General features: G+C 65.4%; 10 protein-coding genes. 6 read left to right on the top strand and 4 right to left on the bottom strand.

Annotation, left to right across the window (positions count from 1 at the left end):
- Positions 1 to 3: 3 nt before the first annotated feature.
- Together pheT and pheS are read right to left on the bottom strand one after the other, a co-directional pair.
- Entirely contained in the window at positions 4 to 2484 is a 2481-nt protein-coding gene (gene pheT / locus SIL87_RS11690) for a phenylalanine--tRNA ligase subunit beta (protein ID WP_319614360.1), read from the bottom strand.
- Positions 2481 to 3554, bottom strand: coding sequence for a phenylalanine--tRNA ligase subunit alpha (gene pheS, locus SIL87_RS11685; RefSeq protein WP_319614359.1), 1074 nt, complete (start codon positions 3552 to 3554; stop codon positions 2481 to 2483). The genes pheT and pheS overlap by 4 nt, the downstream gene beginning before the upstream one ends.
- Before the next feature lie 465 nt (positions 3555 to 4019).
- Here pheS and SIL87_RS11680 point away from each other — a divergent pair, with 465 nt between their 5' ends.
- The 6 genes from SIL87_RS11680 (at position 4020) to SIL87_RS11655 (ending at position 12685) form a co-directional block, all read left to right on the top strand.
- Positions 4020 to 6239, top strand: coding sequence for a prolyl oligopeptidase family serine peptidase (locus SIL87_RS11680; RefSeq protein ID WP_319614358.1), 2220 nt, complete (start codon positions 4020 to 4022; stop codon positions 6237 to 6239).
- A gap of 497 nt (positions 6240 to 6736) precedes the next feature.
- The gene (locus SIL87_RS11675; protein WP_319614357.1) at positions 6737 to 7240 is read left to right on the top strand and encodes an OmpA family protein; all 504 of its coding nucleotides are present in this window, start codon (positions 6737 to 6739) and stop codon (positions 7238 to 7240) included.
- 224 nt (positions 7241 to 7464) lie between these two features.
- Complete coding sequence (locus tag SIL87_RS11670; protein ID WP_319614356.1) at positions 7465 to 8337, top strand: tetratricopeptide repeat protein; 873 nt, start codon at positions 7465 to 7467, stop codon at positions 8335 to 8337.
- Positions 8334 to 9587, top strand: coding sequence for a tRNA lysidine(34) synthetase TilS (gene tilS / locus SIL87_RS11665; RefSeq protein ID WP_319614355.1), 1254 nt, complete (start codon positions 8334 to 8336; stop codon positions 9585 to 9587). Before SIL87_RS11670 ends, tilS begins: the two co-directional genes overlap by 4 nt.
- Positions 9588 to 9775: 188 nt before the next feature.
- Positions 9776 to 11701, top strand: a complete 1926-nt coding sequence (gene ftsH / locus SIL87_RS11660) for an ATP-dependent zinc metalloprotease FtsH (protein WP_319614354.1) — start codon at positions 9776 to 9778, stop codon at positions 11699 to 11701.
- Between the two features lie 105 nt (positions 11702 to 11806).
- On the top strand, positions 11807 to 12685 hold the full coding sequence (locus tag SIL87_RS11655; protein WP_319614353.1) for an NAD(P)-dependent oxidoreductase: 879 nt from the start codon (positions 11807 to 11809) through the stop codon (positions 12683 to 12685).
- A 12-nt stretch (positions 12686 to 12697) separates the two neighbouring features.
- On the opposite strand, the gene SIL87_RS11650 is transcribed toward SIL87_RS11655, so the two are convergent.
- Both SIL87_RS11650 and SIL87_RS11645 read right to left on the bottom strand, forming a co-directional pair.
- Entirely contained in the window at positions 12698 to 13648 is a 951-nt protein-coding gene (locus tag SIL87_RS11650) for an NAD(P)H-binding protein (RefSeq protein ID WP_319614352.1), read from the bottom strand.
- 19 nt (positions 13649 to 13667) lie between these two features.
- Positions 13668 to 15290, bottom strand: a complete 1623-nt coding sequence (locus tag SIL87_RS11645) for an ABC-F family ATP-binding cassette domain-containing protein (protein WP_319614351.1) — start codon at positions 15288 to 15290, stop codon at positions 13668 to 13670.
- Positions 15291 to 15393: the final 103 nt, after the last annotated feature.

The following is a 15393-nucleotide window of genomic DNA, read 5'->3' as shown; positions in this document are numbered from 1 at the left end:
GCCTCAGCCGCGCAGGGTGGCGCCGGTCGCCTTGGTCACCGCCGCGACGATTTTGGCCGATACCGCCTCGATCTCGGTATCGGTCAGGCTTTTCTCCTTCGGCTGGAGGTGCACCGCGATGGCGAGCGAGACCTTGCCGGCGGGGAGTTTGTCACCGGCATAGCGATCGAACAGTTCGACCTGGGTGATCAGGGTGCGCTCGGCTCCTTTGGCCGCGCGGAGCACGGCATCGGCGGCGATATCGGCATCGGCGATGAAGGCGAAATCGCGCCGGAGCGGTTGCAGGGGCGAGAAGACCGGTGCCGTTTTGCGGCGGCGTTTCGGATCGGCCAGCGCGCCGAGGTCGATCTCGAAGCCGACGCTGCCGCCGGGCAGGTCGAGCGCCGTGCACAGAGCGGGGTGCAGCGCGCCGAAATGGCCGATCGTGAGTTTCGGGCCCTGTTTGATCGTGCCGGCGCGGCCGGGGTGGTAATGGGCCGGGGCGGAGGGCGTGATCTGCAGCGCTTCGAGCGGCACGCCGAGTTCGGCGAGCAGAGCGAATGCATCGGCCTTGGCATCGAACGCATCGACCGCGCGGGCCGGGGTGACCCACGAGAGCGGGGTGAGGCCGGTGCGCAGGCCGGCGGCGATCTGGTCCTGACCCTCGGGCGAGACGTCGCGGTAGCCGGGGCCGATTTCGAACAAAGCAAGGTCGGCAAAGCCGCGCGCGGCGTTGGCGGCGGCGGCCTTGGCCAGGGTGGCCAGAGGGGTCGGGCGCATCTGGTCGAGATCGGCGGCGATCGGGTTGGCGAGGGCGAGGTTTTCCGGTGCTGCGCCGAAGCGTGCGGCGGTGGTGCGATCGAGGAAGCTGAAGGTGACGCATTCGGCCATGCCGCGCGCGGCGAGCACGCGCCGGGCGCGGACGCTGCGGGCCTGCCGGGGCGTGAGGGTGGCGGTGGGCACCGCGCCGAGGACCGGGAGCGAGACCGGTACGATGCGGTCGAGACCTTCGATGCGCAGGATTTCCTCGATCAGATCGACCTCGGGTTCCAGCGCCAGCGCACCCTCCCGCGCGGCGGCGGCGTGATCGGGGGGGAGATCGGGCGCCTGATCGAGCGCGCTGCCGCCGGAGAGGCCCATCGCCGCGATGTCGTTGCGCCAGGAGGGGACATCGACGGTGACCATTGCCGCATCCCGTGCTGCGACGGCAAAGCCGAGGGCGGTGAGGATTTCGACCGCGCGATCGGCGGTGACGTCGGCACGGGCGAAGCTCGCCAGGCGTTCGAACCGCAGGCTCGCCTGCCGCTGCCACGCCGGTTGGGTGCCTGCCTCGGTGATTGCCGAGGCGGTGCCGCCGCAGATGGCGATGACCATGGCGGTCGCGGCATCGAGGGCTGCGGGCAGCAGGGCGGGGTCGATCCCGCGCTCGAAGCGCTGCCGTGCGTCGGAAAATATCCCGGTGCGCTGGCCGGTGAGCGCGATTGCGACGCGGTCGAACAGGGCGCATTCGATGAAGACATCGGTGGTTGATTCATCGCAGCCGGTTGCCTCGCCGCCGACGATTCCGGCGAGCGACTGGACCCCTGCATCGTCCGCGATCACGCAATCATCGGCGGTGACGGTGACATCCTTGCCGTGCAGCCCGCGAAATGCCTCGCCCGCGCCGCGCCGGAGGGTGAGGGTGGGGCCGGTGATCCTGTTCGCGTCGAACACATGGAGAGGGCGACCGAGATCGGTGGTGAAGAAATTGGTGATGTCGGCGAGGGCGTTGATCGGTCGCAGCCCGACCGATTCGAGGCGCTGTTTCAGCCAGTCCGGGCTTGCGCCGTTGCGCACGCCGCGCACGGTGCGGCCGAGCACCCAGGGGCAGGCTTCGGTGAACTCGTCGCGCCACTGGATCATGCTGGGTCCGCTGCCGTCGATCGGCGGGGGTGACCACGGTTTGAGCGTGCCGAGTCCTGCCGCCGCGAGATCGCGCGCAATGCCGCGCACCGCCAGCGCATCGCCGCGATTGGGGGTGACGGAAATCTCGATCACCGGATCGTCGAGCCCGGCCCATGCAGCGTAACCGGTGCCGGCCGGCGGGTCGTCAGCTAGGTCCATGATGCCGTCGTGATCCTCGCCCAACCCCATTTCGCGGGCGGAGAGCAACATGCCGGCGGAGGCGACGCCGCGGATGTCGCCGATCTTGAGGGTGATGTTGCTGCCCGGAATATAGGCGCCGGGCGGTGCGAACACGGTCGTCATGCCGCTGCGCGCATTGGGGGCACCGCAGACCACCGAGACCTCGCCCGAACCGGTATCGACCCGGCAGACCCGCAGGCGGTCGGCATTGGGGTGGGGGGTCGCTTCGATCACCCGCGCGATCACGAACGGGGCGAGGGCGGCGGCGCGATCCTCGACGGCTTCGACTTCGAGGCCGATATTGTTGAGCGCCTCGGTGATGCGGCTCAGCGGCGCCTCGGTGGCGAGATGGGTCTTGAGCCAGGAAAGCGAGAATTTCATGGCGCGCTCCCCTCGTGCAGCGTGACCGGGGCGAGTGGCGAAGCGCTGTAATGCGCGAGCCAGCGCACGTCGCTTTCGTAAAAGCTGCGAAGATCGGGGATGCCGTGCTTGAGCATGGTGATGCGCTCGACGCCCATGCCGAAGGCAAAGCCCTGATATTCGCGCGGGTCGATACCGCAATTGGCCAGCACGTTGGGATGGACCATGCCGGAGCCGAGAATTTCCAGCCAGTCCGATCCGGCGCCGATCGTGCCGGTCTTGCGGTCCCAGGCGATGTCGATTTCCATCGAGGGTTCGGTGAAGGGGAAGTAGCTTGCCCGGAACCGCGCCTTCAGGTCCGGGATTTCGAAATAGGCGCGCAGGAAATCGACCAGGCAGCCCTTGAGATGGGCGAAGGTGATGCCGCGATCGATCACCAGCCCTTCGCATTGATGGAACATCGGGCTGTGGGTGGCGTCGTGATCGGAGCGATAGGTCCGGCCCGGCACGATGACGCGGATCGGCGGTGTCTGGCTCAGCATCGTGCGGATCTGGAGTGGCGAGGTCTGGGTGCGCAGCACCATCGGGCGGTTGCGACCGGTGGCCTTGAGATAGAACGTGTCCATCATCGCCCGCGCCGGATGATGGGCGGGGATGTTGAGCGCGCCGAAATTATACCAATCATCCTCGATATCGGGCCCGTCCTTCACGGTGAAGCCCATGGCGCCGAACAGGGCGGTGAGTTCCTCGATGGTGCGCGAGATCGGGTGGATCGAGCCTGTCCGGGTGGAATGGGCGGGGAGGGTGATGTCGATTCGTTCGGCTTTGAGCTGTGCCTCCATCGCCGCCGATTCGAGCAGGGCGCGGCGCTGTTCGAGCGCGGCGGCGAGACCGGTCTTGAGTGCGTTGACTGCGGCCCCGAAGCTTTTGCGGGCCTCGCCATCCATGCTGCCGAGGGTTTTCAGCAGGGCGGTGACCCGGCCGGATTTGCCGAGGAAGGCGATCCGCACCGCATCGAGCGCGGCGGGGTCGGCGGCGGCGGCGATGGCGGCGTACGCTTCGGTTTCGATGGTGGCGATCGGGTCTGACATGGTCGGGCAGGGAGCGTGCCGGGGCGTAAATGTCAAGCGGCGGCAGCGCAACGAATAAACCCCCGGAACGGGGTTCCTGGGGTCTGATCGGTCTTAAAAGATATGATCGCCGTAACGCCAAATAGCCAAGTTGAAATCCCACCCCGCGCAATTCTGATCGTAAAACCAAAAGTGTCTAAAAAATAAAATAGAAGCGGGTCGTCTAATGATTTGAGACTTAGTATATTGCTCAGGTTGAATCTACAAATTAGAGGTAGCAAGCCTAAAAAACGTTGAAAAAATCAACATCTTTAACTAACAGTAATAAACGATCCGTAATGATCGCGCAAATCGGGATCGATTAACCGCAGATGACCTTCGGTTGCAGATGATCGTACGGCGAAGCGAAAGCGAGGGTTTTCATTATGATTGGCCGTGGCGGATTTTTCCGGTAGCGGTGAAGTTCAACTGTTCCAGAGGTCTTCGATGTTGCGACACCATGGTGGCTGGTTCGCCGTTCTCCCTGCTCTCGCCTTCGCGGGTCCGGCGCTGGCGAGCCCTGCCGCCCCGGCGTCGATCCCCAAACCACCGCCCGCACCGATCGTTGCACATGTCAGCCATGATTTCGGAACGCCGGTGACCGATGATTATCGCTGGATGGAAAAGCCCGGCAGCAAGCGCTTCGCGGCATTCATGAAGACGCAGAATGCCTATACGAGGAAGGTGCTGGCCGCGATTCCCGGCAAGCAGGCGCTCTATGAGGAGATCAAGCGGGACGCCAATGTCGGCACCTCGGTCTTCTGGGTGACGCGGGCGGATGGCCGGATTTTCTACATGGGCGTCGCACCGGGGCAGAACACGGCGCATCTGTTCGTGCTCGACCGGATCGGCGGCACGCCGCGTCTGCTGATCGACCCGATGCGGTTCAGCACCAACCATGTTCCGCAGGCGCTGAATTATTATTTTGTTTCACCCAACGGGAAATACATTGCGTTCGGCGTATCGGGCGGGGGGTCGGAGCAGGCGAAGCTGCGGGTGCTCGATGTCGCGACCGGCAAGCTGCTGCCGATCGGGATTACCCGGATCGACGGCGACAATACCGATTTTCCGCCGATCGCATGGCTGCCCGATTCGAAGGGCTTTATTTACTACCGGCTGCACAAATTCGGCCCGCACGCGCCGGTGACGGATTTTTATCAGAAGAGCCGCGATTACCTGCATATGCTCGATGCCAGCGATGCGGATGGCGCGACCGACAAGCCGGTGTTCGGCTGGAAAATTGCGTCCGGCGTGCCGATGACTCTGTCGCAGGATGCGCTGGTGGCGAGTTCGCCCAACTCCCCTTACGTCCTCGGCCTGTTCACCGAGAACGAGGAACTCCAGACGATCGACGATGTGTATGCGACGAAGCTGACCGATCTGGAAGCCGGCAAGCCGGTATGGCGGAAGATTGCGGGACGCGGCGTGCAGATGGCGGGATTTGCGCTGCATGGCGACCGACTCGACGTGATCACCCCGAACGGCGCGCCGCGCTTCAAGGTGGTGAGTTACGATCTGTCCGGCACGTCCGCACCGAAAACCGTGGTGCCGCCGGGGCGGGATGTGATCATCAGCCTCGCCGCCGGGCAGCATGCGCTTTATGTCGGCGCGATGCGCGACGGCATGGGGCGGGTCAAGCGCGTGGCCTACGGGAACGATGCGACGACCGAGGCCGCGATGCCGTTTCAGGGCGGGCTGGGGCAGATTCTCGCGGACCCGAACGGATCGGGGGTGTGGTTCCGCCTCGCCGGTTGGACCACGCCTTCGGCCTGGTACAATTATGCGCCGCAGAGCGGAGCGGTGACCAATACCGGATTGGAGCCGCCGCCGAAGGTGAGTTTTGCCGGTATCGAATCGAAGGAGGTCAAGGCGGTCTCGTGGGACGGCACGATGATTCCGGTTTCGATCATCATGAAAAAGGGTACAAGGCTCGATGGCCGGAACCCGACCTTGCTGATCGGCTATGGCAGCTACGGCATCACCTTGACGCCGTTTTTCGCGCCGACCTTCCTGCCCTGGCTCGATCATGGCGGGATCATCGCGGTTGCCCATGTGCGCGGCGGCGGCTGGTATGGCGATGCCTGGCACAAGGCCGGGATGAAGGCGACCAAGATCAACACCGTGTTCGATTTCATCGCGGCGGCGCAATATCTGGTCGATCAACATTACACGTCGCCGGCGCATCTGGCCGGGGAGGGCGGTTCGGCGGGCGGCATCACGATCGGCGGGGCCGTGGCGTGGCGGCCCGATCTGTTTGCTGCGGCGATCGACAGCCATGGCGATACCAATGCGTTGCGCATGCAGTTCAGTCCGAACGGGCCGCCCAACGAGATTGAGTTCGGCAATGTGCTGAAAAGGAAGGATTTTCACTGGATCTATGCGATGGACGCGATGGCGCATATCCGCAACGGGGTGAAATATCCGGCGATTCTCGCGATCACTGGCGCCAATGATCCCCGGGTCGAGCCGTGGGAAGTGGGTAAATTCGCGGCGCGGTTGCAGGCGGCGAGCGTTTCGGGACGGCCGGTGCTGCTGCGGGTGAGTTATCAGTCCGGCCACGGCATCGGCTCGACCAAGGATCAGGAGGTGCGGTCTCTCGCGGATCAGGATGCGTTCCTGTTCTGGCAACTGGGTGTGAAGGGCTTTCAGCCGGACGGGTCGAAATAGGCGGAAAGAGGGGAGTGTGACCGGATTGGCCGGCCACACTCCAAGGTTCCGGCGGCTTTGCCGCCAGGGATAGGGAGGAAACGGAGACCGAAGGCCTCGTGATCCTGAATCGCACATAAAAGTTAACGGATGGTTATCAGGCGGGTGTGAATCCGCGAATAATGCCCGCCACGGGGAAAAATATCGTGATAACCGTGTTAAAAAAGTCGCGTGCCGGCAAAATTGGTAAAATCATCGGTCGCCGCCGGTTGAAGTGGGGCTCATCCCGCTTGAACCGGCCCCGCAACGGGAATAGATGCAGAGTCAAGCGAAATGGACGATGCGCAACATCGCACCGACCATTCACGCGGAATTTCGGCGTGTTTGTCGTGGGTGCGGCTGGGCTCTCTCAGTCAATCCGGGGCAGGCGGGTCGGGATGGCTTGATCTGAACGACGATACACGCCGATCACCTTCGGCGGTAATTCAACTTTGGCACCCAACACCGGGACGGTACACATGAAAATCAAAGCTCTGGGCGCACTTGCTGCTGTTGCCCTGCTGGCCGCTTGCTCCAATACTCCCAAAACCGAAAGCGCCTCGACTGGCTCCGGCGCGATGGCGACCTCGACTGGCCCGGCCGCGGGCAGCGAGCAGCAGCTCGTCGCCGATGTCGGCGACCGCGTGTTCTTCGGCTTCAACAAATCGGGCCTGACCGGTGCCGATCAGGCGACTCTGGAGCGCCAGAGCCAATGGCTTGCCAAGTATCCGAATGTCGACGTGCTGATCGCCGGTAACGCCGATCCGCGCGGCACCGAGACCTACAACCTTGCGCTCGGCCATCGCCGTGCGAATTCCGCGCGGGACTTCCTGGTTGCCAAGGGCGTCAGCCCGTCGCGCATCCAGACCGTGTCCTATGGCAAGTCCTGCCTCGTCTCGCCGGGCAACACCCCGCAGGATTATGCGCAGGACCGCGTGGCGATCACTTCGGTGCAGGGCTTCAATCCGCAGAACTGCCACTGAGTTTCGCTACCCTGTCGTCCCGTCTCGACGCGGGCACCCTTTCCGGATCGTGAGACTCCGAAAGCGGTGCCCGCGAGGTGACATCGAATGGCGGTCCGCCTCGCGGGCCGCCGTTTTGCGTTGAATGGGGCGGCCGGGCTTCAATGCCGTGCCCGAGTGGGCTACATAAGGTCGCCAGCACGAAGCGGGTGCGATCGACGCGCCCGCCACCCCGAGGAAGTTCCATGCGCCGCACCCTGCTCGCCGCTCTGCCGATCGCTGCCCTTGCGTTCGGATTTCTGCCCGTAACCGCCCGGGCGCAGATGATTTCGAGCCGGGAAGGCATCGCGCTCGAGAACCAGATTCTCGAACTCAAGCAGCAGATCCAGCAGATGCAGCAGAGCGGGGGCAACGGGAATTCCGCGCTCGCCGCACCCGCCGAGCCGGTGGCACCGGGTGGCGCGAGCAGTGCGTTGCTGCCGAACATGCTTCAGCAGATCCAGACCCTGAACGATCAGGTGCAGGATCTGCGGGGCCGGGTTGATACGCTCGAACACGAGGTTGCCACGCAACACGATGAATTGAAACAGGAAATCGGCAATCTGAAATTCCAGATGAGCCAGGCGGGCGGCGCTGGCGCCGGGGCGGCGGCGATGCCGACCGCCCCGGCACCGCAAGCTGCGCCGCAAGCTGCACCGCAAGTCGCGCCGCCGCGTGCCGCCGCGCGGGCTCCGCGGGTCGAAGCCTCGCTCACGGCGGCACGGCGCGCCCTGGCGGCTGGGGATTACCAGACGGCCCAGGCCGATGCCCGGGCGGTGATCGCACGGCAGGGCAAGGGGGCGGGCAATGGCGGTGCCGAGCTGGTGCTCGCCCAGTCACTCGCCCATCAGGGCCAGAACCAGTCCGCCGCAATCGCTTACGATGATGCCTATAATGCCAGCCGGACCGGGCCGAATGCGCCGGATGCGTTGCTCGGTCTCGCCGGTTCGCTCACCGCGATCCATCAGAATCAGGAAGCCTGCGATACGCTCGATTCGCTGGCGAGCCAGTTTTCTTCGCCTTCGGCGAGTCTCGCAACGCGTATCCATCTCGCGCGGGTGCGCGCCCACTGCGGATGACGACCGGCATCGCCGCGCGGTTCGCCGCGGCGATGGATGATCTGCTCGGGGCCGCAGTGCCGGCACCACGGTTGGCGGTTGCGCTTTCGGGAGGGGCGGATAGTAGCTGCCTCGCGGTTTTGTCGCATGAATGGGCGGTGGCGCGGGGCGGCAGCGTGGTCGCCCTGATCGCGGATCATGGGTTACGCGCCGGGTCGGCGGCGGAGGCGGCGCTGACGGCGCGGCGGATGGCAGGGCTTGGGATCGCCGCGGAGATCGTGACGCTGGACATTCCATCGGGCGCGGCACTTCAGGAACGTGCCAGGGACGCCCGACATAAGGCGCTGGCCGATCGGGCTGCCGGGCAGGGGGCGATCTGGCTGCTGTTCGGTCATCATGCCGGGGATCAGGCCGAATTGCGGGCGATGCGCGCGCGCCGGGGGCCGGGCGGGGCTGTCGGGATGGCGCGATTCGCCGGGCGGCATGGCGTGGTTCTGGTGCGCCCGCTGCTCGGGGAAGATCCTGCCACGCTGCGCGACGAGTTGCGCCGGCGAGGGATCGGCTGGGTCGAGGACCCCTCCAACGCCGATCCGCGGTTCGAGCGCGCGCGCATCCGGGCTGCGGGAATTGAAATTACGGGTGCGGGGGATCGTCCGACCGGTGCGGCCGGGGTCTGGCAGGACGAGGAGGATGGCGCGGCGGGGTTTCTGGCGCGTCATGCGCGGCTTCATCCCGCCGGCTACGCCACGCTGACTGCCGGGGCCGTGCCGCGCGCGGTTCTGGCGGCGTTGATCCGGGTGATCGGCGGGGCGGTCTATAACGCGCATTCGGATTCGGTCGCGCGGCTGGCGCGCGACCTGCGCCCGGCAACGCTCGGCGGTGTCCGGATCATGCGGTGGGCGCGGCGCGAGTGCTGGTTGTTGTGCCGTGAGCCGGCGTCATGCGCGCCGCCGGTCGCGGCGGTCGCGGGGGCGGTGTGGGATCGCCGGTTTCGGATTCGCGCGGTTCCTGCCGGGGCGCGCACGATCGGGGCGCTGGGCGAGGCGGCGGTGGCGTTTCGTAGCCGGACCGGCCTGCCGGGTGCGGTGTTGCGGGGCCTGCCGGCGTTTTTCGATGGAGGCCGGGTGGTCGCGGTGCCGTATTGCGATCGCGGACCCAGCGCGTTCCTCATGTTCCATCCGCCGGGGCCGGCGGCGCCGTTGCGGTGGCATGATGCCGACGGTGAGGTGGGCAGCGGCGCACGCGGGGTTGCGGGCGGGGCGAGGGGATAGGAAATTTCGCAGTCATGCCTATTTCTCGTTCAACGCCCGCAAAGTTTGGGTGGCGGACCGCGACGCGCCGTGCCATGATATTTCCCTTATGGTTCGGTATTTCGGACTGGCAGGACTTGTAACGCTCGGCCGGCGCTCCGGCCGCCCCGGTCGCGCGATCGGGTGACAACAGGACTGGATTAGGGTTGATGAACAATCTCGGGCGTAATCTGCTGGTATGGGTGATCATCGCACTGTTTTTCGTGCTGTTGTTCAACATGTTCCAGCCGGCCACCACCAGCACCGATCATGGTACGCAGGTCGCGTATTCGACCTTCATGTCCGAGGTCGGCGCCAACAAGGTCGATCACGTGACCATTCGCGGGCACGACATTACCGGGGCGCTGAAATCGGGCTCGACTTTCGAGACCTATGCGCCGAACGATCCGGCCTTGGTCAACACGCTGATCAAAAACAAGGTCCGCGTGGTTGCCAAGCCGTTGAATCCGCCGGAAAATCCGCTGATCCATTATTTGATCTCGTACGCGCCGATGATCCTGTTGCTGGGGGTTTGGATTTACTTCATGCGCCAGATGCAGGGGGGTGGCGGACGGGCGATGGGCTTCGGCAAGTCGCGCGCCCGGCTGCTCACCGAGAAGCAGGGGCGGGTCACGTTCGAGGACGTCGCCGGGATCGAGGAAGCCAAGGGCGAGTTGCAGGAAATCGTCGACTTCCTGCGCGACCCGCAGAAATTCCAGCGCCTCGGCGGCAAGATCCCCAAGGGCGTGCTGCTGATCGGGCCGCCCGGCACCGGCAAGACGCTGCTGGCGCGGGCGATCGCGGGCGAGGCGAATGTGCCGTTCTTCACGATCTCGGGCTCGGATTTCGTCGAGATGTTCGTCGGCGTCGGTGCGTCGCGCGTTCGTGACATGTTCGAGCAGGGCAAGAAAAATGCCCCCTGCATCATCTTCATCGACGAGATCGACGCGGTCGGACGGCATCGCGGCGCCGGGCTCGGCGGTGGCAATGATGAACGCGAACAGACGTTGAACCAGATGCTCGTCGAGATGGACGGGTTCGAATCGAATGAAGGCGTCATTCTGATCGCCGCGACCAACCGGCCGGACGTGCTCGACCCCGCGCTGTTGCGCCCGGGCCGGTTCGACCGTCAGGTGGTGGTGCCGAACCCGGATGTGAACGGGCGCGAGCGGATCCTCAAGGTCCATATGCGCAAGGTGCCGCTGGCTGCCGATGTCGATCCCAAGGTGATCGCGCGCGGCACGCCTGGGTTTTCGGGTGCGGACCTCGCCAATCTGGTCAACGAGGCGGCGCTGCTCGCCGCGCGAATCGGCAAGCGGGTGGTCGCCATGGCGGAGTTCGAGTTCGCCAAGGACAAGGTGATGATGGGCGCCGAACGCCGGTCGCTGGTGATGAGCGACGACGAGAAGAAAATGACCGCCTATCACGAAGGCGGCCATGCGATCTGCTCCATCGCGCAGCCGCATTGCGATCCGGTCCATAAGGCCACGATCATTCCGCGGGGCCGGGCGCTCGGCATGGTGATGAGCCTGCCGGAAGGCGACCGGTATTCGATGAGCAAGGCCAAGCTGCTGGCCGAACTGGTCAAGGCGATGGGCGGCCGTGCCGCGGAGGAGATCATTTTCGGGCCGGAAAACGTCTCGAACGGTGCTTCGGGCGATATCAAGCAGGCGACCGACATCACCCGCCGGATGATCACCGAATGGGGCATGAGCGACAAGCTCGGCATGATCGCCTATGGCGGCAACGATCAGGAAGTGTTCCTTGGCCATTCGGTGACGCAGCACAAGAACGTCTCGGAATCGACGGCACAGGAGATCGACAACGAGATCCGTGCGGTGATCGACCATGCCTATAGCGAGGCGCGGCGGATTCTGACCGAGCGGATCGACGAGTTGCATCGGCTTGCGAACGGGTTGCTCGAATACGAGACCCTGTCCGGCGAGGAGATCAACACCGTGCTGCGCGGCGACAAGGTGATCCGCAAGGTGGTCGATGAGCCCGCGCCGGATAATCGCCGTGCCTCGGTGCCGACTGCGCAGAAGCCGGATATGCCGAAATCCGGCGGTTTGGGGCCGGTGCCCGCGCCGGGCTGATCTGATCTATTCGCAACATCAACAAAGCCGGGGGCAACAGCCTCCGGCTTTTTTCATGGCGGCGCACAACCATATGTTGATCCTGACAAAAAACAGGAGTGAGCGATGGCATTGCGTGTCGGCGTGGTTGGGTTGGGGCGGATGGGAACGGCGATGGCCGAACGGCTGATCGAGCGGGGTCATCAGGTGAGCGGCTGGAACCGGACCGCGTCGCGTGCTGCGTCGATCGGCGGTCTTGTGGCGAAATCCTCCCCCGCCGAGGTGGTTGATGCGTCGGATATCGTCATCGTGATGCTGCTCGATGAGGAGGCGGCGCGCCCGGTCTATCATGGGGAGGCCGGGCTGCTCGCGGGCGATCTCAAATCGTGCCTGATCATCGACATGAGCACGCTCAAACCTGGTGACATGCTGGCCAATGCAGAGGCGGTGCGCGCCTCCGGCGGCGAATTCGTCGCCTGCCCGGTGGGTGGCACGATCGGGCCGGCCCGATCCGGCAAGCTGCTGGGGCTGGCCGGGGGCGAGACCGCCGCGATCGAGCGGGCGATGCCGGTGCTTTCAGACCTATGCGACCGGATCGAACGCTTCGACTCGCCCGAGGCGGCGGCGGCGATGAAGCTCGCGATCAATCTGCCGCTGCTCGCGGCGTTCCAGGCGCTCGGCGAATCGGCGCTGATGGCGCGGGGCTATGGCATAGCGGCGGAGCGCGTGGTCGGGATCATCGGCAAGAGCCCCGGTGGCGCGCCCGCGATCGGGCTGCGCAGTGCCGCGATTCTGTCCGAGATCGGCGGTGACCGTGCCGAAACGGTCGGGTTTTCGCTCGATGCGGCGGAGAAGGATTTGCGGCTGATCGACGAGGTCGGGCGCGAGGCCGGGTTCGACATGCCGCTGACCGAGACGGTGCGCGGGCAGGCGCATGATGCGGTGCGCGAAGGCTGGGGCGAGCGCGACCTTGCGGCGCTGGCCGCGTTCAGCCTGCGTGCGTGAAGACGTCCGGTTTCAGAATACGGCGTGATCGCCCCGTTCGACCGCTGCCGTGCCCGCGATGACCGCGCGGTAGTGATCGAGCAGGGTGTCGCGCCCGGTCGAGGGCGTGGCGGCCTCGTTGTACTGTCCGGTTGCGGGGTCGAGCACCAGCATGGATTGGGTGGCGTAATAGCGCCCGATCAGCGCGAGTTCGGCCTTGGCCGCGAGCGAGGTTTTGAACCGTCCCGCCAGGGTGAGTGCGGCGATGATGGCGTCGAGCAGGCCGACCGGGACGGAGCGGAACCGCGCCCTCTGGTTGAGCAGGTCGAAGAGCATCTGGCCCTGCGCGCGCGGGGTGATGGCCGGACCCGGCCCGCCGATCGGCAATATCCGGTTCCAGCGTGAGGGATCATCGAGGCAATCGGCCAGATACCGTGCCAGATCGCGGTCGCTGATCGGTTTGCAGGCGGTCAAGGTGCCATCGCCGAAGATCAGGAAGGGTTTGCCGGCACGGACCCGGGCGATCTGGCCGGACAGGGATTTGAAGAAGGCGGTGGGCCGGACGATCGAAAACTTCATTCCCGAGCCGATCAGCGCGGCCTCGAAGGCGAGCTTGGCGTGCTGGAACGCGAGCAGCGGCTTCTGCACGCACAAAGCGGAGAGCAGGACGAACTGGCCCACACCGGATTTACGGGCCATTTCGAGCACGGCGAGATGGGCGCGGTAATCGATTGCCCAGGCATCCTCCGGCACGCCGGTGCGCGAGGCCATGCAGGAGACCACGGCATCGAAGGACTCGCCCCGGAACCCGTCGCGCGCCAAGGCGGCGGCGTCGGTCACATCGACCATGCGGAATGTGGCGTTATCGAGCCCGGTGGCGGGAGCCTGGCGGACCAGACAGACCAGTTCGTGTCCGCACGCGGCGAGTTCGTGCCGGACGGCGCGGCCGATCGTGCCGGTTGCGCCGAGCAGGCAGATCCTCATGGGCGCGGATCGCCCGCCATCAGGCGTGGAGTCCCGGCGCTTCGTGGCCGGTGCGGGCGACGTACTCGGTGTAGCCGCCGCCATAGTGGTGAATGCCCTCCGGGGTGAGTTCGAGCACCCGGTTCGACAGGGCGGCGAGGAAGTGCCGGTCGTGCGAGACGAACAGCATGGTGCCCTCATACTGGGTGAGGGCGGTGATCAGCATGTCCTTGGTCGCCATGTCGAGGTGATTGGTCGGCTCGTCGAGGACCAGGAAATTCGGCGGGTCGAACAGCATCAGCGCCATGACGAGACGAGCTTTTTCACCGCCGGAGAGGACGCGGCAGGGTTTGTCCACCTCATCGCCGGAAAAGCCGAACGCGCCTGCGAGGCTGCGCAGCGCCCCCTGATTGGCGCGGGGAAACGCATCGTCGAGGGTTTCGAACACGCTGCGGGCGCCATCGAGCAGGTCCATCGCGTGCTGGGCGAAATAGCCGAGCTTGACGCTGCCGCCGAGGGTGACGCTGCCTTCATCCGGCGTGGTCGTGCCGGTGACCAGCTTGAGCAGGGTCGATTTGCCCGCGCCGTTGACGCCGAGGATGCAGCAGCGTTCGCGACGGCGGACCAGCAGATCGAGCCCGGCATAGATCACGCGGTTGCCGTAGCTCTTATGCACACCGCGCAGATTGGCGACGTCGTCCCCCGAACGCGGGGCGGGGGCGAAATCGAAGGCCACGGTCTGGCGCCGCTTGGGCGGCTCGACCCGGTCGATCTTTTCCAGTTTCTTGACCCGGCTCTGCACCTGGGCAGCGTGCGAGGCGCGGGCCTTGAACCGGTCGATGAAGGCGATCTCCTTGGCCAGCATCGCTTTCTGGCGGTCGAACTGCGCCTGTTGCTGCTTTTCGTTCATCGCGCGCTGCTGCTCGTAGAATTCGTAATCACCACTGAATTCGGTAAGGTTGCCGCCGTCGATCTCGATGATCTTGTTGACCACGCGGTTCATGAATTCGCGGTCGTGGGAGGTCATCAGCAGGGCGCCATCGTAGCCGGCGAGGAATTGTTCGAGCCAGATCAGGCTTTCGAGATCGAGATGGTTGCTGGGTTCGTCGAGCAGCATGACATCGGGGCGCATCAGCAGGATGCGGGCGAGGGCGACGCGCATTTTCCAGCCGCCGGAGAGGGCGCCGACATCGCCGTCCATCATGTCCTGGCTGAAGCCGAGCCCGTCGAGCACCTCACGGGCGCGGCCTTCGAGCGCATAGCCGCCGAGCTCCTCGAACCGGGCCTGCACATCGCCGAAGCGTTCGATGATGGTGTCGAGCTGGTCGGCCTGGTCGGGGTCGGCCATGGCGGCTTCGAGGGTTGCGAGTTCGGCCCCGATTTCGCTGACCGCGCCCGCTCCGCCCATTACCTCGGCGACCGCGCTGCGGCCCGCCATCTCGCCGACATCCTGGCTGAACAGACCGATGCTGACACCGCGATCGACCAGGATATTGCCTTCGTCCGCCTCCTCCGCGCCGGTGATCAGGCGGAACAGCGTGGTTTTGCCGGCACCGTTCGGGCCGACCAGCCCGATCTTCTCGCCGCGCTGAAGGGCAGCCGAGGCCTCGATGAAGACGAGGCGCTGGCCGTTCTGCTTGCTGATATTATCCAGTCGTATCATCGGTCCCCAAGGCGTCTGCGTGAGGGTTGCGATTAGACCAGATCGACCGTCACGTGAACCGGGGAACATTCCCGCGCCCGGCGCTTTGCCTTACACCGATGGT

Source organism: Acidiphilium acidophilum (assembly GCF_033842475.1).
Lineage (GTDB): Bacteria > Pseudomonadota > Alphaproteobacteria > Acetobacterales > Acetobacteraceae > Acidiphilium > Acidiphilium acidophilum.
The sequence above is the reverse complement of the archived record's forward strand: the minus strand, read 5'-3'. Positions and strand labels throughout refer to the sequence as shown.

What these genes read in the sequence shown, in the direction of transcription:
- pheT (WP_319614360.1), bottom strand. Translation starts at nt 2,484, where the DNA reads ATGAAATTCTCGCTTTCCTGGCTCAAGACCCATCTCGCCACCGAGGCG.
- pheS (WP_319614359.1), bottom strand. Translation starts at nt 3,554, where the DNA reads ATGTCAGACCCGATCGCCACCATCGAAACCGAAGCGTACGCCGCCATC.
- SIL87_RS11680 (WP_319614358.1), top strand. Translation starts at nt 4,020, where the DNA reads ATGTTGCGACACCATGGTGGCTGGTTCGCCGTTCTCCCTGCTCTCGCC.
- SIL87_RS11675 (WP_319614357.1), top strand. Translation starts at nt 6,737, where the DNA reads ATGAAAATCAAAGCTCTGGGCGCACTTGCTGCTGTTGCCCTGCTGGCC.
- SIL87_RS11670 (WP_319614356.1), top strand. Translation starts at nt 7,465, where the DNA reads ATGCGCCGCACCCTGCTCGCCGCTCTGCCGATCGCTGCCCTTGCGTTC.
- tilS (WP_319614355.1), top strand. Translation starts at nt 8,334, where the DNA reads ATGACGACCGGCATCGCCGCGCGGTTCGCCGCGGCGATGGATGATCTG.
- ftsH (WP_319614354.1), top strand. Translation starts at nt 9,776, where the DNA reads ATGAACAATCTCGGGCGTAATCTGCTGGTATGGGTGATCATCGCACTG.
- SIL87_RS11655 (WP_319614353.1), top strand. Translation starts at nt 11,807, where the DNA reads ATGGCATTGCGTGTCGGCGTGGTTGGGTTGGGGCGGATGGGAACGGCG.
- SIL87_RS11650 (WP_319614352.1), bottom strand. Translation starts at nt 13,648, where the DNA reads ATGAGGATCTGCCTGCTCGGCGCAACCGGCACGATCGGCCGCGCCGTC.
- SIL87_RS11645 (WP_319614351.1), bottom strand. Translation starts at nt 15,290, where the DNA reads ATGATACGACTGGATAATATCAGCAAGCAGAACGGCCAGCGCCTCGTC.